18 protein-coding genes are annotated in these 17,065 nt (G+C 62.2%); 3 read left to right on the forward strand and 15 right to left on the reverse strand.

The window, feature by feature from the left end; translation table 11 throughout:
- The first annotated feature begins 75 nt into the window (after positions 1–75).
- Positions 76–1,401 carry a hypothetical protein gene (locus VN047_RS03245; protein ID WP_325539974.1) on the forward strand — a complete coding sequence of 442 codons (1,326 nt, stop codon included), beginning with the start codon at positions 76–78 and terminating at the stop codon, positions 1,399–1,401.
- 4 nt (positions 1,402–1,405) lie between these two features.
- Positions 1,406–2,596 (forward strand): hypothetical protein, encoded by a 1,191-nt coding sequence (locus tag VN047_RS03250; protein ID WP_325539976.1) that lies wholly within the window; start codon positions 1,406–1,408, stop codon positions 2,594–2,596.
- Positions 2,597–2,602: 6 nt separating this feature from the next.
- Here VN047_RS03250 and VN047_RS03255 read toward each other — a convergent pair whose 3' ends face one another.
- The 14 genes from VN047_RS03255 to VN047_RS03320 form a co-directional block, all read right to left on the reverse strand.
- A complete protein-coding gene (locus tag VN047_RS03255; RefSeq protein ID WP_325539978.1) occupies positions 2,603–3,448 on the reverse strand; it encodes a class I SAM-dependent methyltransferase in 846 nt (281 codons plus the stop codon).
- A 28-nt stretch (positions 3,449–3,476) separates the two neighbouring features.
- Positions 3,477–4,529, reverse strand: coding sequence for a pseudaminic acid synthase (gene pseI, locus VN047_RS03260; protein WP_325539980.1), 1,053 nt, complete (start codon positions 4,527–4,529; stop codon positions 3,477–3,479).
- Positions 4,530–4,632: 103 nt separating this feature from the next.
- The gene (gene pseG, locus VN047_RS03265; RefSeq protein WP_325539982.1) at positions 4,633–6,141 is read right to left on the reverse strand and encodes a UDP-2,4-diacetamido-2,4,6-trideoxy-beta-L-altropyranose hydrolase; all 1,509 of its coding nucleotides are present in this window, start codon (positions 6,139–6,141) and stop codon (positions 4,633–4,635) included.
- Between the two features lie 17 nt (positions 6,142–6,158).
- Complete coding sequence (locus tag VN047_RS03270) at positions 6,159–7,445, reverse strand: aminotransferase class III-fold pyridoxal phosphate-dependent enzyme (RefSeq protein WP_325539983.1); 1,287 nt, start codon at positions 7,443–7,445, stop codon at positions 6,159–6,161.
- 37 nt (positions 7,446–7,482) lie between these two features.
- Complete coding sequence (locus VN047_RS03275; protein WP_325539985.1) at positions 7,483–8,025, reverse strand: GNAT family protein; 543 nt, start codon at positions 8,023–8,025, stop codon at positions 7,483–7,485.
- A complete protein-coding gene (locus VN047_RS03280) occupies positions 8,025–8,816 on the reverse strand; it encodes an imidazole glycerol phosphate synthase cyclase subunit (protein WP_325539986.1) in 792 nt (263 codons plus the stop codon). The genes VN047_RS03275 and VN047_RS03280 overlap by 1 nt, the downstream gene beginning before the upstream one ends.
- A 5-nt stretch (positions 8,817–8,821) precedes the next feature.
- A complete protein-coding gene (gene hisH, locus VN047_RS03285; RefSeq protein ID WP_325539988.1) occupies positions 8,822–9,436 on the reverse strand; it encodes an imidazole glycerol phosphate synthase subunit HisH in 615 nt (204 codons plus the stop codon).
- A gap of 8 nt (positions 9,437–9,444) precedes the next feature.
- The gene (locus VN047_RS03290; RefSeq protein WP_325539990.1) at positions 9,445–10,665 is read right to left on the reverse strand and encodes an N-acetyl sugar amidotransferase; all 1,221 of its coding nucleotides are present in this window, start codon (positions 10,663–10,665) and stop codon (positions 9,445–9,447) included.
- Between the two features lie 60 nt (positions 10,666–10,725).
- Entirely contained in the window at positions 10,726–11,451 is a 726-nt protein-coding gene (locus VN047_RS03295; RefSeq protein WP_325539992.1) for a glycosyltransferase family protein, read from the reverse strand.
- 1 nt (position 11,452) lies between these two features.
- Positions 11,453–12,307 carry an aldo/keto reductase gene (locus tag VN047_RS03300; protein WP_325539994.1) on the reverse strand — a complete coding sequence of 285 codons (855 nt, stop codon included), beginning with the start codon at positions 12,305–12,307 and terminating at the stop codon, positions 11,453–11,455.
- Positions 12,308–12,318: 11 nt separating this feature from the next.
- Positions 12,319–13,470: a UDP-4-amino-4,6-dideoxy-N-acetyl-beta-L-altrosamine transaminase gene (pseC, locus tag VN047_RS03305; RefSeq protein ID WP_325539996.1), complete on the reverse strand. Its 1,152-nt coding sequence runs from the start codon at positions 13,468–13,470 to the stop codon at positions 12,319–12,321.
- Complete coding sequence (gene pseB, locus VN047_RS03310; protein ID WP_325539998.1) at positions 13,470–14,498, reverse strand: UDP-N-acetylglucosamine 4,6-dehydratase (inverting); 1,029 nt, start codon at positions 14,496–14,498, stop codon at positions 13,470–13,472. Before pseB ends, pseC begins: the two co-directional genes overlap by 1 nt.
- 89 nt (positions 14,499–14,587) lie before the next feature.
- Positions 14,588–15,469 (reverse strand): NAD-dependent epimerase/dehydratase family protein, encoded by an 882-nt coding sequence (locus VN047_RS03315; protein ID WP_325540000.1) that lies wholly within the window; start codon positions 15,467–15,469, stop codon positions 14,588–14,590.
- Complete coding sequence (locus VN047_RS03320; protein WP_325540002.1) at positions 15,466–16,065, reverse strand: sugar transferase; 600 nt, start codon at positions 16,063–16,065, stop codon at positions 15,466–15,468. The genes VN047_RS03315 and VN047_RS03320 overlap by 4 nt, the downstream gene beginning before the upstream one ends.
- Positions 16,066–16,214: 149 nt before the next feature.
- Between VN047_RS03320 and VN047_RS03325 the strand changes: the two genes are divergently transcribed.
- On the forward strand, positions 16,215–16,832 hold the full coding sequence (locus tag VN047_RS03325; RefSeq protein ID WP_325540003.1) for a hypothetical protein: 618 nt from the start codon (positions 16,215–16,217) through the stop codon (positions 16,830–16,832).
- A gap of 38 nt (positions 16,833–16,870) precedes the next feature.
- On the opposite strand, the gene VN047_RS03330 is transcribed toward VN047_RS03325, so the two are convergent.
- A partial coding sequence (locus VN047_RS03330; RefSeq protein ID WP_325540005.1) for a hypothetical protein occupies positions 16,871–17,065 on the reverse strand: 195 nt, incomplete at its 5' end.

Consider the following 17,065-nt stretch of genomic DNA (forward strand, 5'->3'; position numbering starts at 1 on the left):
TTCCAGCGCGATTATCTTCTCTCGCTAGCGAGCGACAGCGGCGCGGAAACCAGCGAACTCGTTTGCAACGGGTCGATGGAGAAATGCTATGATAAGCAATATCAGACCATCGGCTTCGGTTCTGTCGATCATTGTATCAAATGTAGACTCGGCCGCAGCCCAACGGCGCGTTCGCATCGGCAGTTCGCAATAGACTGGTCCACCAAGGATATCCCCGTCGAAGGAGAAGAGCAGGCCATAATCTCGAACCGTGCCGCGTTGGTTCGGGCCGAGGTGGCGAGCGATGTCGGACCAGAGATCGGCGGGAGCGGCTTGCTGCACGCTTACCGGGCAGGTTACCATTCCACCGTACGATGGATTGAGAGTTGCAGTGTCGACCTCATCCTCCTGTTCAACGGGCGCATTGATATATTGAAGGGCGTTGTCGATGCTGCAATAGCGTGCGGGATCGATTTCATGTCATATGAGCGATCCTGGTTCGGTGACGGGCTGATGCTGTTGCCGCGCGAAAACTGCTTGGGCCTTCGCCATATTCATGACATGTGCCGGGTGGTTGGAGGATCAGAGCTCTCCGACGAAGACCGGATCCGGGCCGAGCGAATTATCGCGAGCCGTGTCGACCGGACAGGCAGCAACGAGTGGCGCGATTTTCAAAAGCGAAGCGAGGAAAGTGGTTCGGATCTCGTCAACCAGATCGGGAAAGCACCGAAGGTTTTGGTGCTTCCATCGAGCAACTATGAAATCTGGGGCCATGGCGATTGGCAGGTTGAATGGGCCGATAATTTTGAAGCAATTGACTATCTGCAGGCAGCGCTGGGAATCCCCTTCGAAGATTTCCTTATTCGCGGCCACCCGATCTGGGCGCAGCGAGTGGGAGTCAGTTTCGGCAACTTGGCCGACGAGCATTATCGCGATTATTGCGCGCGCCGGGGGATCCGCTACGTCGAACCCACGTCGGCGATCCATACATCGGCACTGATCGAGGCGTCGGACCTTGTCGTCCTGAATGCCGGAAGTTCGGTCATGGAAGCGGTATGGCGGGGCAAGCCGGTGATTTCGCTCGCCGCCAGCACTTATCAGACCGTGGGGGTCTGCCCGACCCTGCTCGGCCCGGGGCAACCGATCGACCTGCCCGACGATGCGACGCGCCGCCGCCAGATCGTGAAATTCATTCACGCTATGGATCGGGTCGCGCCGACCTTCGTCAATCACCTGAAAGCGATGTCGTCCGGCGAGCAGCAGGCCTATGAGGGCGCCGATTTCGAGGATGTCTTCCGCCAGCTTGATCGGGATAGCCTGATCGTGCCGGGCAAGAATATGGCGCCGGTCGGCGTTCCGATCGAGCGCCGTCCCTCGATGGTCGAGCGCGCGCGCAAACTCGTCAAATATGGGGACCGTTAGGTCGATGCCGTCGCGGGCGCTTTTCGGGTCGATTCTGCTGCTCGGTGCCGGATCGTTCATCCATGCGCTGCGCGTCATCATCCTTTCGTTCCTGCTCGGAAATCATAATTTCGGAGCTGTTTCGACGATCCTGCTGATTTCGACCCTGTTCGCGGAATTCGGTACGCTCGGCTTCTCCCAGCTCATCTATAACCAGCGCCTCTTCACGCCGCGGGTCATCAGCCGGGCTTCGGTGAACGTCAGCCGCTTTCTCCTGACCGGGCTGTTGATCATAAGTGTCATGGCCGTGGTGACGGCGCTGGTGATTTCGCTGGCCGGCCCTTTCCATTTCTGGACATTGTTCGTCACGTTGATCTGTGCCGCGGCGAATACGATGATCCTCGCCTCATGCCGTGCCTCGAACAATAAATTCACGCACCCGACCGCCTTTTTCCTGAAATCGCTGGTCGTCCTCGTAGATGTGGCGGTGCTGGGATCGGGGCATTTTCATGTCGAATCCATCATCTTGTGGGGCGAGGTGCTGGCGACGCCCGTGCTTTTCGTCTATGCCTTGCGGCACGGCATCATCCAGCCGCGCTGGTCGGTGCTTCGCAAGGTTCCCGGCATCGTCACGATTCACTGGCGCGTCGCCTTCTGGGCGGTCATGTCCTCGATGTCGGCGCTCCTCTTTCTCAATCAGGAGCGAATGGCGGGGGCTTTCTTCCTGACGCTGGCGCAAATGGGCGTCATCACGAAAATCATCTTGATCAAGATCATCGGCGGGCAATCGGCGTTCATCTTCGGAACCTATTTCCACCGCCACGTCGTCGGATCGGATCACGCGGGACGGGTGCAGACCTTTGCCGTCGTCCGCCGTTACGAGCTTTATGTGTATCCCGCGCTGGCGGTTCTTTGCCTGCTGATGACGATACCGGTTCAGATGGCCTACCGCGCCTTTTACGGGATCGAACTGAGCTTCGCCGTCGCGATCGCCGCGATGATCCTGGCCATCGTCTTCTTCTTCAATCCGTTCGCCATTCTGCTGCAAGCTTCCGGACGCTTCGGCACTATCGCGCGCTACAACGCCTTGGTGGTAGCGCTGTTCTTTGCGCTCGCGCTGTTCAGCTTCGACAGTTCCTATGTCGTCATCGCGTCGGCGGCGACGTCGTCGCTCTGGTATGTCTTGGTCCGCCGGGCCGCATATCGGCTACTCTGATCCGGATCAGGGGCGGGCCGTGATCCGCGCCCGCAATGTCGCGACATCGTCGATCGACATAGCCCGGAATTTCGGGGCGAGTTCGTCGAACGGAATCTCCGCCGCGTCGAGGCGGAAGGGAGCGGCGTCGATCGAGCGGAATCCGGCTTGCTCGAACAGCTCCAGGAACTGGCTGTGACGCAGCCGGTTCATATAGAGAAACCGGCTGTTGTGAGGCGCCCAGTCCTGATCGCTGAAGCGCAGGAAATTGATCCTCGAGGCCCCATCCTCGCGTGCATAATGGTCGCTATAGTCGATGATGTGGACGGCGACGCCGCCGGGCTTCAACCGCGTCCGTGAGGCGGCCAAGACGTCGGCCAGCGGCGCCGGCGGAATATGTTCCAGCGTGTCGACGGAATAGAAGCAATCGAAGCTCTCTTCACCAATATCGGTGATCCGCATCGGCGCACGATAATCGATCCCGAAAGCCGCCAGATCGTGGAATCCGGCGAAGGACGGGACGGAGACGCCGATCTGCCGGCCGATATATTGTGCCGCGTGATTTATGAGGTCGATCTGCGCCAGCCGGTCGATGTCGAGGGTGGTGACCGATCCAACGCCGAGCATTCGCAGCGCCAGCGCGGCGGCCAGATCCCGGCCCGCACCGATTTCGAGAAAGCGCGTTTTGCCGAGGTCGCCATCGATCGCGACGGCCGACAATATGTCGCGCGCGGCGACGATCAACTGGTCGAGCACGGGCTCCGACCGGGGCCATTCGCGGGTCACACGGCGCTGCAAGAGATGGTGGACCGCTCCGCCGAACGGAATCGCCGACAGGATGCGGAATGCCGCGCTTTTGGTCTTCCAGTGCATTGTTTTTCCTTCGCCGGTCGCTTCGAGGTCAATCCGCGCCGGTAAACAGGTCCCAGCTTGCCGCGGTTCCGCGGGCGACATCGCGCGCCACCCGCTGTCCAAGCAATTGGGCGAGATATTTCGGGGGCAGACCATATCCGGGCCGGATCGCTCGCAGAGTTTCAGGTGTCAGAACGTCACCGGCGCGCATGTCCTTCGCGATATAGAGCGAGCGGCGGAAGGTACGCGAGCCTTCCTCGGCGGGCGTGCCGCCGAAGGCGATGCCGCCGATCGCCTGCCACGCGCGGTCGCATTCGACGCGCAGGGCATGAAATTCCGACGGCTCCATCGAAAAGGCGCTGTCGACGCCGCCATCGGCGCGCGCCAATGTGAAATGCTTTTCGATCAGCGGCGCGCCGAGCGCGACCGATGCGACGGAAACGCCCGTGCCCATCGTATGATCCGACAGGCCGACTTCGCAGCCGAAGGTTTGCCGCATCGCCGGAATGGTGGCGAGGTTGGTGTTGACCGGCTCGGCGGGATAGGTGCTCGTGCATTTGAGCAGGACGATATCCTCGGCCCCCGCGCGCCGCGCGGTAAGGACAGCGTCGCCGATCTCGGCGACGGTCGCCATCCCGGTCGACATGATCAGCGGCTTTCCGGTCGCCGCGACACGCTCGATCAGCGGAATGTCGATGAGTTCGAACGAGGCGATCTTGTAGGCCGGAACATCGAGCGTTTCGAGAAAATCGACGGCACTATGGTCGAAGGGCGACGAGAAGCACGCGATGCCGTGCGATTTCGCGCGTTCCATGATCGGAGCGTGCCAATCCCAAGGGGTATGCGCCTCGTCGTAGAGGTCGTAAAGATTCCGACCGTTCCACAGGCTCTTGGGGTCGTCGATGACGAAGTCCGGTGTGTGGAGGTCCAGCGTCATCGTTTCGGCCGTATAGGTCTGCAGCTTGATCGCATCGGCACCCGACGCCGCAGCCACATCGACGATTTCCAGCGCACGGTCGAGCGAGTTGTTATGGTTGCCCGACATTTCGGCGATCAGATAGGGGCGGTGATCCGCGCCAATCTCCCGGTTGCCAATTTTCATCTCGCTGTTCCTGCTATCCAAATATCAAAGGGGAGGCGTTGCTCGCGATCACCGCGGGACCGACCGCTCCCTATCCCGCTCCGCGCGGCGCGACAAGCATCGCTCAGGGGTGAAAGGGAAGCTGCAATTCGAAATGATCGCCCGACTGCGTGTAGCCCGCGCTCCGAAACAGGCGCTGTGAGGCGGCATTCCCGGGCAATGTTTCGGCGAGAATGACGAGATCGCGTGCCTGCTCGCGGCTGAGCGCCTGCTGCGCTGCACCGATCATCGGAAGGCCGAACCTCCGTCCGGCGACGATCGGGTTGAGATAGAGCGAAATCTCGTAGCGCCGATCCGACAGGCGATCGAAACGGACGACACCAACGGGCACGGCATTTTTCTCCGCGATTAGCAGCAGATGGTCGGTCGATGCGACGATTCGCTCGAACCATGCCAGATGCGCCTTCCATTCGATCACGCTATTATCGCGCGACACTGACCGAATATAGGGATCGTTCCGCCACGCCAGGATCATCGCCGCATCCCCGTGCGCTGCATGGCGTGTCGTCACTGGCCCGTCGCCGAGGGTCAGCAGGGCCGCGGCAACGCGATCCGCGCCTCTGGCGTCGACGAGTTCCACGCCGCGCCTCGCCTGTTCCAGCCGGCCAGCGGCATCGGCAAGGATCGCGGGCAACATCGTCTCCAGCGCCGCCCAGTCACCGGCCTCGATCCCCCATTGCAGTCCTTCTTCGGCAAGCTGGATGGCGATATCGCGCTGGTTCTCCGCGGTGACGACCGCGATGGCGGGGGCGGCGCTCGCCATGCGTTCCCATGTCGTGCCGCCCGCCGCGAGAATGAAGAGATCGTGGCGCCGGAAGAATTCCGTGAGATCGGGAAGGTCGACGTCGACGACGGTATGGCCGTCGCTGTTGGCCGCCGCGCGGATCAGGGCGATGTCGGGATTCAGGCTCGACGTGACGATCCCGATTTCGCCGCTGAATCCGGTGGCTCGCAAGGCTTGGAGGACCGGGATCGTAGCATGGGCCGGATCGGTCCCGCCCATGAATATCCCGATCGACGCCACATCGTCCGATTGTTCGCGCGGCCCGCCGATTGCGTAGCGCGGGTCGATGAGCGCGTAACGCGGACCGCCGAGCAACTCGGCGTCGCCGATTATGTCGCGATATTTGGCCCGGTGATCGCGGTCCCAATTGGGATCGACGACAAGGTCCGCGCGGAGCGGGCGATCGGCGAGGTCGTCGATCGCCAGAATCCGGCAGCCGAGTTCGCGGCGCGCCAGATCGTGCCATTCGGCATCAAGCGCATAATGGTCGACGATGATCCAGTCCGGTCGGTCGCCATCGAGCGCGGTCTGTAACTCCTGAACATCATAGGCCTGTCCGTGCGGCAGCCAGCTTGCCGGGTTAGCATTCTGGGCGGGGCAGGGTGACGGCAGGAGCAGCGCGCCGTTCGCGAATTCGCCGAGAAGCGGTGTGAGGTCGGCGCCCCAGTCGTGAATCGCGAACCGGACATTCGCGCCGTATTCGCGAAGCGCCCGCGCAAGTGTCAGGCATCGGCGGACATGACCGATCCCGATGCCGGGAGACGCGTCGGCGCGGACGATGATCTGCACGGCCTGCTCCGATCCGGTCAGCGTACCTTGAACAGCGGTTCGAGCGGCGGGCAGCGCAGTGCTTCGATCAGCTTGCCGGCGGCAAGCAGATCGCGAAGCTGCGGAAACAACGCGCGATAGGTGTCGAGCAGCGCGGCGATATCCGCCTCGCTATGCGACAAATTGAGGTTGTGCGTGCCATAGCTCAGGATGCCGCGCTGATGCCATTCCTGCATCAGCCAGGTCTTGATCGCGAAGCTTGTCGCGCCTGGCTGATCGGCGATGGTCAGGAACGACCAGCTCGGATGGCCCTTGATGTCGAAGACATGCGCCGTCTGCGTTTCGTCGATGACCGAACGCACGCTCGCTTTCAGCTCTTCGCCGATCGCGCCGATCCGCGCGACGACCGGTTCGCGCTTCAGCTTTTCGAGCGTTGCCTTTGCGGCAGCGAGTGACAGGAGTTCGCCGCCGAAAGTGAAGGAAAAGAAGACCTCTTCCATCATCTGCATCACATCGGCGCGTCCGGCGACAGCCGACACCGGATAGCCGTTCGCCAGCCCCTTGCCGAAGGTCGCGAGATCGGGCGTCACTCCGAACAATTCCTGCGCGCCGCCGTTGGCATAGCGGAAGCCCGTGATCGTCTCGTCGAAGACCAGGATCGCGCCGTGCCGCGTCGCAAGTTCGCGCACGCCTTCCAGAAAGCCGGGCGCGGGATATTCGACGTTCATCGGTTCGAGGATCACCGCGGCAATCTGGCCGGGCCATTCGGCAAAGACGCGTTCGAGCGATGCGAGATCATTGTACATGAACGGGTGCGACAGGTCGCGGGTCGCCTGCGGCACGCCGCGATTGCGCGCCGTCGTGCCGATGTACCAGTCCTGCCAGCCGTGATAGCCGCACACGGCGACATGGTCGCGACCAGTAAAGGCGCGTGCGATGCGAATGGCGCCCGAGGTCGCGTCGGAGCCGTTCTTGCCGAAGCGGACCTTTTCGGCGCAGGGCACCATCTCGCAGATCAGTTCGGCGACTTCGGCCTCCAGCGGAGCCGGGAGCGACAGGATGACGCCGCGATCGAGCTGGTCGCGGACCGCGCCGTCGACGTCGGAATCGCCATAGCCGAGCGTTACCGAGCAGAGGCTGCTGATGAAATCTACATATTCATTTCCATCGACGTCCCATACATGGCTGCCATTGCCCCGATCGAGATAGAGCGGCGACACGCCGACCGGGAATTGCGTCCGGCTCTTGCTGAACGTCTGGCTTCCCAGCGGGATGACATTTTCCGTCCGGGCAAGCATGGCTTCCGAACGGTCGAAATGGCGCATTGTCGATACTCCTGTCGTGGCCGGGCCCGATGACCCGTCAATGATCGGCAAAACGGGCGAGTAGCACGAGGTCCTCGAGGCGCCCGTCCGAAACGAAATGCGCCCGGCGAACGGCCTCGACCGTGAAGCCGGCGCGTTCGAACGCGATCCGGCTGCCCTGGTTGTCCGCATAGCAGCCGGCGGTCAGCTTGCGCAGGCCTAGGTCACGAAAGCCAATGTCGGCGACCGCCGCAATGGCATGGGTCGCGATGCCACGCCCCCAAGCCGCGCGCGCGCCGATCATCAGACCGATTTCACCCAACCCGTGATGGCGGTCGATCGGTCCGATTTTGATATTGCCGACGTGCTGGCCGAGCGCCTTCGAATGGATCGCCAGGAACAGCGACGAGGGGCTGGCGAGCATCGATTCGACATAGGCGGCGACGCCGGCACGGTCATGGACCGCGAAGCGACTTTCGAGATAGCGGTTGATTTCAGCGTCGTTGAGCCAGCCGACATAGGCGTCGCTGACGTCTTCAGGGGTGAGCACGGCGAGCCGTACGACATTATTTTCCCAGTGGGGCGCCGAATCGATCCGCATCAGGTTTCCATGCGGATGTCGATGCCGCTGTTGCGGACATGCGAGCGGGTTTGGATCGGGTTCTGGTCGCGGAACGCGAAAAAGGTACCTGCGGAAATCGCTTCGGCGCCGCCGTCCAAAAAGCCGTCAGAAAAATGGCTCGCAATGCCGCACCCGCCGGACAGGATGACCGGGATCGGCAGGCTGTATGCGACTTCGGCGCACAGCGCACAATCGAGTCCGTTCCCTGTGCCGTCGCGGTCGGCGTCGACCAGCACGATTTCGCCCGCGCCGCGCTGCGCCGCTTCGTGCGCCCATTCGACGACGCTGCGCTCGGTGCGGCGCGAGGCGCGGTCGGTATGGACGCGCGGCGTGCCGTCGGCGTCGCGGCGATAGTCGATCGAGACTACGACGCACTGCGCGCCGAACTGGCTGGCGGCGGCGTCGATGATGTCAGGATTTTTCGCCGCGACGGTGTTGATCACCACTTTGTCGGCGCCATGGTCGAGCAACCGCCCGAAATCCTCGACGCTGCTCACGCCGCCACCGACGGCGAGCGGCATGAAGGTTTCGCTGGCGAGTCGTTCGATGATTCCGAGCAGAAGCTTGTCGGAGCCGATCAGCGTCCGATCGATGTTGAGGACGATCAGTTCGTCCGCCATCTGCGCCTGATAGATTTTCGCCTGCGACACGGGGTCGCCGACGTCGAACGACTGATCGAACTGGCGCGTCGTAACGAGGACCGGCCGGGTCATCGAGCCGATCTGGCGGTGCTGGATCAGCAGCTTGGGGATGAGGCGTTTCTTCAACATGGCGATTACAGCGCGAGGAAGCCTTCGAGGAACCGGATTCCGGCATCCTGGCTCTTTTCTGGATGGAACTGCGCCGCAACGACATTGCCGCGGCGAACGACCGCGGCGAAATCCTGTCCATGCGTGCAGCGGCCGATGGTTTCGCCGAATTCGGGATCGAAGAAGGCGAAGCTGTGGTCGAAATAGAAATCGGCCTTGCTGTCCGCCGTGAAGGCGCCGAACGGCTCGGCGAACGTCACGTCGTTCCAGCCGACGTGCGGCACGCGCACCCGGGCGCCGTTCGCGACGAGCGGCAGCACCTTGCCGCCCATCCAGTTCAGTCCTTCGTGATCGCCAAGCTCGAGCCCGCGGCGGGCCATCAGCTGCATCCCGACGCAAATGCCGAGCAGCGGGCGATGCTCGACAAGCGCCCACCGCTCCAACGCCGGCAGCATTCCGCTTTCGGAAAGCCGTTGCATGCAAAAGGCAAAGGCGCCGACACCGGGCAGGACAACATGGCTGACGCCGTTCAGTTCCGCAGCGTCGGTGACGAGACGCGTTTCGCAGCCGATATGCTCGAAAGCGTTGCGGATCGACCGGATGTTGCCTGCTCGATAGTCGATGATGCCGACAACGGTCATCAGGGCGCTCAGCCCTCGTCGTCGGCGAAGGTGAATGACTTGCCGGTGCGCATTTCGTAGCGCGCCAGCATTTCGTCACGCACTTCCTTGGGCATCGCGCCGACGCGCGACCAGCGTTCGAAATCGTGCGTTTTCTTGCCCGGACGAACTGCGTCGGGATCGTGCTGATAGGGCGAGACCATATGTTCCATCGCGATGCGGTTGAACTCCGTCTCGTTCAGGCCGACGAAATTCAGGAAATTGTCGAGGCTCGGCGGGCGACGGTTTTCAAACTCGTCGATCAGATGCTGCCCCTCGTTCAGCGTGATGTTGCCTTGGCGGACATCGATCGCCACGAGATGCGACGGGCGGGTGTAGCCGCGCTTGATATATTTGATGTAGTCGCGAACGCCCTGCATCTGGCACTCGATCTTCTCATACTGGTATTGCGGCGGAACATTCTCGACCTCGTCGCCCTGCCAGCCCAGTTCGTCCATGATTATCTTCGACTGCTTCGGCACGTCCCACGGGATGTAGGAGCCGAGACAGACCGAGCGATAGTTTAGCGCGCGCAAGTCCTTGAGCGGCGGATAGGAAAAGCATTTGAGGTCGCGCGGATCGACCTTTCCGCCGAGGCGGACGAACATGTCGTCTGCGCTGATGCCGAGGTTGACATAGCGGTTGAACCGCTTTTCGTCGACTTCCTCTTCCTGCTCGTAGCTGAAATAGGCGGTATATTCGGACGAGGGCTCGCCCCAGAAGATCAGCGGAACCTTCTTTTCCAGTGCGACCCACATCGGGTAGGAGAAGATGCCCGTATGGCAATGCCAGCAGAAGTCGCCCTTTTCGAGGAAGGATTGCAGCATCAACTGCTGCACGACCTTCCAGTTCGGCGTGAAGGTCATAATGTCAACCCCGAGTTCACGGCACACTTTCTTGGTGTTTTCCTCGAGGCCGGGACGGAAGAAGCCATGGTCGAAGCGCACGACCAGCGGCTTGATCCCATATTCCTTCACCAGATAGTGAAGCGTCCAGGTGCTGTCCTTGCCGCCGCTGAACGGCACGATGCAATCATAGTCGTATTTGCCGCGATGCTCCGCGATCAGCGCGTCGAGTTCGAGCTTCTTTTCCGTCCAGTCGATCCGGTTTTCCTTGAATTCGATCTGACGGCACACGTTGCATACGCCCTGATCATCGAAGGCGATGGTTTCGTGGGTTTCGGGAAGGCCACATTTGCTGCAGCGTTGCATCGGAAAGTCTCCGGAAAATAGGGCGCGGGGAGGGGGTAGCGGTTCTCTAGACAGCCGGTATCAGCTTTTCAAGGCTTCGTTCCGTTCGTGCGGATTGGCATCGAGCAAGCCGGCATCGCGTTGAAGCAGCCGCAGAATGTCGAAATAATCACATTCGCTGCCGAGCGCCGCGACGATCCGGCGAACGAGCGCCAGATCGTCGGGATAGTCGACGGTCAGGCGCAGGTGCGACGCGGGGACGGCCGCCGTCAGATTCGCGCGCGATGCGCCGCTTTCCGGGCCGCGCATCCAGAGTGTCACATGCTCGCGTTCGGGCTGGGAAACCGCCAGCCGGTTCGCTCGGTCAAGCAGGTCGCGCGTGAAACATTCGGTGTCCATTCCGTCGGCAAAGCCCGGCGGATCGATATTGCTGGCATAATCGACCCCCGCCGACCGGTGTAGCGCGACCACCTGTGCGATCAGCGCCGGATCGATCAGAGGGCAATCACCCGTCAACCGCAGAATGGTCCTGGCGTCGAAAGCGTCGGCGCCGACGACATAGCGCGCAAGGACATCATTCAGCGGTCCGCGCACCACCGGAACCCCGCGGGCTTCCGTCGCGGCGGCGAGCGGATCGTCGGACGGATCGTCGCTGGTGAGCACGGCGACGAGGTCGATTCCCGGTGCGCGGCGAACGCGTTCGGCCATGAAGCAGATCATCGGCAGGCCTCCGAGGTCGGCGAGCACCTTGCCGGGCAGGCGGCTGCTCGACATGCGGGCCTGAATCAGCGCTACGGTATCGTGCATGTCAGCTCCGCCATTGCCGGGGATCGAAAACGAGCGGGTCGTGGCCGGCCAGCTCTGTGGCCTTGATTGCCGGCGTTGCCTCCCAAGCGGCAATGATATCGCGCAACTGCGCGATGCTGTCGACGCCGACGAGGCAATAATCAACCGCATCGAAGCTTTTCGCGACCGCCAGCGCAGCGGCGAGAGGCAACATGCCGGCTTTCGCGCACCACCGGTCCCAGCCGGCGAGCCAGTCCGCCGCCTCCGGTACGCGCGCGATGGCCCGATCACCGTCGACGAGGAGCAGGCCTTGCAGGAACGCCGAGCGCATCGATACCTCGGTGTCCGCCAGCGCCTCGGCGACGCCGGCGATCCGCTGGTCATAGGCGTTGCCCGGCAATTGGGCCATGCCATGATCGGGCCAGAGCGCCTTGTCAGGCAGCGTTTCGGGCGAATAATGCGATGCACCGACGCGGATTCCGGTGCCGGCCACTGCGCCGGCAAGAGCGTCGCGAAGCGCGGCGCCATCGGGTCCGATCGGCAGCGATGCGTCATGGAAGATGATCCCGCACAGTCGGTCTCCCAGCCGGCGACGGCTGAGGTCCACCGATGCGCGCAGCCATGACGCCGCCTCGGCACTGTCGAGCCCTTCGGGCATGGCCGGAATCTTCGAGACGATGCTGAAATCCAGCCCACCGCAGAGCCCGCTCAGCCGTTCCTCGATGTCGCCATAGGCCGGCGCGGTGTCGAGGCGGCGGATGCCGGCTTCATGGGCTGCCGCCAATATGGTCCGGGCTTCGGATTCCGAAACCGGATGGCCGCCGCCCGCAATGCCATAGGCGAGACCGAACTGCACCGTGCCGAGCGCGAGTTCCATGGATTGTCCCGTCAGGCGCCGATCGCGCGGATCAGCCGTTCGACGACATAGTCCTGCTCGGACGGGTCGAGCGACGGAAACAGCGGAAGCGTGATAGCGTCGGCGTAATAGGCCTCGCTCGCCGGATAATCGCCGGGGGCGAAGCCCCTGGTGCGATAATAGGGTTGGAGGTGGATCGGAATATAGTGGACATTCACCAATATCCCGTCGGCGCGCAGCGCTGCGAAAGCATCGCCGCGCGAAACGCCGCTGGCGACTTCCACGACATAGAGGTGATGCGCCGACTGCCGGTCGTTCAGGCGGGCCGGGAGCTTAAGCGGCAGTCCCGCGAGCTTGTCGTCGTAGCGGCGCGCGGCTTCGTCGCGGCGGCGGAATTTCTCGTCGAGATCGATCAACTGCGAGTTGCCCAGCGCTGCCTGAATGTCGGTGATACGATAGTTGAAGCCGAGATCAATCTGTTCGTAGTACCAGCCGCCTTCATTGTTGTTCTGCATCTGCGCAGTGTCGCGGGTGATCCCGTGGCTACGCAACAGCCGCATGCGGTCGGCGAGTGCCGTATCGTCGGTGAGGCACAGCCCGCCTTCGCCGGTCGTCACGATCTTTACCGGATGGAAAGAGAAAACGCTGATATCCGCGTAGCGGCCGATCGGTTCGCCGCGATAGGTCGCGCCGACTGCGTGCGAGCTGTCCGAAATGATCTTGAAGCCATAGCGGTCGGCCAACGACCGGATTTCTTCGAGATCGCAGGGCAGACCCGAGAAATCGACGGGGATCACGACTTTGGGTAGTCGGCCGTCGCGCTCTGCTGCAGCGAGCCGCTCTGCGAGGGCGTCGATCGACATGTTACGGGTCACCGGATCAATATCGACGAAGGCCACGTCCGCGCCGCAATATAGCGCGCAGTTAGCCGAGGCGACGAAGCTGATCGGTGAGGTCCAGACAAGGTCACCTGGACCGACGCCGAGCGCGAGGCAGGCAAGGTGAAGCGCGGCGGTTGCGTTGCACACCGCAATGGCGTGCCTACCCTTGTGTAATGCCGCGAACTCGGATTCGAAATGCTCGACTGCCGGCCCCTGCGTCAGGAAGGGCGACCGGAGGGTATCAACGACGGCGGCGATATCGGCGTCGCTGATTTCCTGCCGGCTGTAGGGGATGGGCTTCATTACTGCCCGTCAATGACAAAGGCGGGATCGACATGCTGCTGGATGAGGCTGCGGATGTCGTCGACCGATAGGAACTCCTCGTTCGTGCCGCTGTCGTAGGAGAAGCCCGCTGGAACGAGCTTTGCGCCCGCGCGGTCGCAATAGCGGTCGATCGCGTCCGGATCGCCCGGCGGCAGGATGGCGAAATAGCTGCCGAGATCGACGGTATTAGGGCTGTCGCTGGCGGTAATCATTTCCTCGTGGATCTTTTCGCCCGGGCGAATGCCGATGATTTCCTGCTTCGCGGCCGGCGCGACCGCCGCCGCGACGTCGGTGACGCGATAGGAAGGAATTTTGGGGACGAAGATTTCGCCGCCTTCGGCGTGGTCCAGCGCCCACATCACAAGCGCGACGCCGCCGTCGAGCGAGATGTTGAAACGCGTCATCGACGCATCGGTGATCGGCAGGCTACCATGGTCGCGGCGTCCCAGGAAAAAAGGAATCACCGAACCGCGGCTGCCCATCACGTTGCCGTAGCGGACGACGCTGAAACGGATATCGCGGCTGCCGCGGATATTGTTGGCGGCGATGAACAGCTTGTCCGAGCAGAGCTTTGTCGCGCCATAGAGATTGACCGGCGCCGCCGCCTTGTCGGTCGAAAGCGCAACAACGCGCTTTACGCCCGCGTCGAGACAGGCTTCGATGATGTTCTGCGCGCCGATGACGTTCGTCTTGATGCATTCGAACGGGTTATATTCGGCCGCCGGAACCTGCTTCAGCGCCGCGGCGTGGATCACCGTGTCGGTGCCTTCCATCGCGCGGCGGACGCGATCCGCATCGCGGACATCGCCGATGAAATAGCGCAGGAAGGGGTATTTCGATTCGGGGAACTCCTGAGCCATTTCAAATTGTTTCAGCTCGTCGCGCGAAAAGATGACCAGCCGCCTAGGCTTCGCGGTCTGAATGACATGGCGAACGAAAGCCTTGCCGAAGGAGCCGGTGCCGCCCGTGAGAAATATCGAAGCGTCGTCAAGCTGGAACGGGGTCATAAACGTCCTTAAGGTTTGCAGGCGTCGCCCATATCCGAGAGGATTTGGCTTGTCGAGGCGGTGTCGCCAAGCCGCTGCGTCTGATAGACCTATGCCGATCTCACCAATTCGCGCAGTTCCTCTTCGAGTCCCAGCGGCCGGTCGCCGGCGCGATTGACGCGCGGATCAAGGACGCTCGATCGAAACAGCCGTCGCCCGATGGCAGGGAAGAAGCGGTCGATACCCGCTACAATGGTCCGCGGGACGGGAAGAATCCGGATCTTCATACCTGTCTCCTCCGCTAGGGCCGCGGCGAGCAGGGTATAGTCGAAAAGCCGCGGGTCGGCGGCGAAGGAGATGCCGCTTGATCCGGGCTTTGATGCCATTGCCAATTGGTGCGCCGCATCGGCGTATGTGATCATCGACCGGCGCAGCGGCCTTCCGGCCGATGTCGGCAGATTCCTGAATCGCTTCGCCAGCGATATCAGTGGTGACAAGAGCCCGGGCTTCGATACGGAGAAGAGGAAGGGAAGCCGCACGCATTCGACCGTGAAGCCGTCGCCAGATAATCCGAGCAGCATATGTTCGGCCTCGGCCTTCGAGCGGCCATAGGCGTTGATCGGCCGCTCTTCTGTCGTGTCGTCTATATGTTCGGCGGTTCCCAGAATGGAAAAACTGCTGACCTGAACGAGGCGAGGGACGCCGGCGACCTTCGCGGCGCGCGCGATCGTCCGCGGCAGGTTGATGTTGGACGATCGCATTGTCGGATCGTCGCCGGTCACGCTTCCGGCGGCGTTGATGATGGCGGCGCAGCATCCGAGCGTCGCGGCGGGTAAAGAGTTGTCCGGCCCGATCCGCACATGGTCGAAGCCGGATAGCGGCGCGTTCGCGGTCCGGGTGACGGCGATAGCCCTTTCCGCGCCCAGTTCGCGAAGCAGGGCTTGCCCGAGCTCGCCATTGGCACCGATCACAAGAGTCCGGTCGCGTGTCATCGTCTGCCGAGCCCCGATGCGGCGTCTCCCGATCCGGCGCCGGTCGCGGTGGCCCAGAGAATCCGCAGATCCTGCACCAGCGACCAAGGCTGGCCATAGCTTTTGTCGGCCAGCGCCAGCTTTTCAGGCGTCGACATATCGATTCCCCGGATCTGGGCCACACCTGTGATCCCTGGGACGAGATCAAACACGCCCTGCTTTCTGCGCGCTTCGGTCAATTCAACTTGGTTAGGGAGCCCCGGGCGCGGGCCGACGAAAGACATGGTCCCGTTGAGCACGTTCCAGATTTGCGGCAATTCATCGATCTTGAGGCGGCGCAGGAGGCGACCGGTCACGAGGATGCTGCTGGCACCGACCTCGTGCGATGCGAGGCTGGGCGTAGCTACATGCATCGTTCGCAGCTTCAGCAGGCGGAAGGGCCGCTCACGCACGCCAAGGCGTGTCTGGAAAAACAGCGGCGAGGCCTTCGCCTCGATCGCGATGGGAATCGCGGCAGCGAGGCAGGCGATGACGGCTATGGGAATCAGGGTCAGACCGAGCAGGACATCGAAAAGGCGTTTCATGGAAATCCGTCGGGCAGCGATCGAGAGGGGCATACGCGGTGACGGCGCTCATAAGGGCTCCCCCGACAGCACACAATCATTGATATGGAGATCGGGTCTTTCGGCAGTGTTCCAAATAACAGACAAAATAGGATTGCCGGGGTATTTCCTACTTTTCCCGACGGTTCCATGAAGATGATTCCTTGTCCTTTCGCAAGGAGAATCGAATGTCATGTGAAGCCTCGACCGCACCTATTCTGCCCCCCTCCGATCTGGCACAGGCGAAGCTGCTGGCCGTCAAGACCGGATCACCCGACTGCTTCGCGCGCGTCGATATGAAGGATGTGCTGGCTCTTGTTTCGTCCGCCGCTTTTGGATTTCAGCGCTACGAGACAGCCGCGGCGCGCGATGCCGACACGAGTCTGCCGAGCGGCACGCTCGGTTATGTGTGGAACAACAACGATGATCCCGACGACGCCGCCAATGGCTTCTATGCTCGGGATATTTCGGCGACCGACTGGATCAAGGCACCGTGGATCGCGAACGCGCTGTCGACGGCAGTCAATGACCTCGTCGAGGCCGTAGATGGCCGGTTCGCAGCGATCGAGACGAAACTCGACAGTATGAAAAGCCAAGAGGTCGTCTATTGCGGGGTCACCGCGTCGACCGGCTCGCGAATTTCGCTGCAGATGGCGTATGGCACGGAGACCACACCCGAAATCTATCGCCTGTATCGCTTCCAGCTGAGTTCCACCTCTCGGAACGTCGGTGAATGTTCCCACGATCGCGCTCAACGGCGGGACGCCTATTCCCGTTTATGACCATGCGCGGTAATGGCCTGTACGGGACGGAAACTTATTCAACCGCGCCGATCCGGCGGGCCATGGACGCGACATTCCCTTTGATGATCCTGATCGTCCTGTTTCCGCAACAGATCAACCCGCGAGCGCAACCGATGATCCGGGCGCGGGGTACGCTTCAAATCGATCCGATCCGGCTGGATGTCGTGACCTAAGCGGTACCCTTCGTTCAAGTCGACGCGGTGCCGCGGCAC

Origin of the sequence: Sphingopyxis sp. (genome assembly GCF_035565275.1) — a bacterium.
Classification (GTDB): Bacteria; Pseudomonadota; Alphaproteobacteria; order Sphingomonadales; family Sphingomonadaceae; genus Sphingopyxis.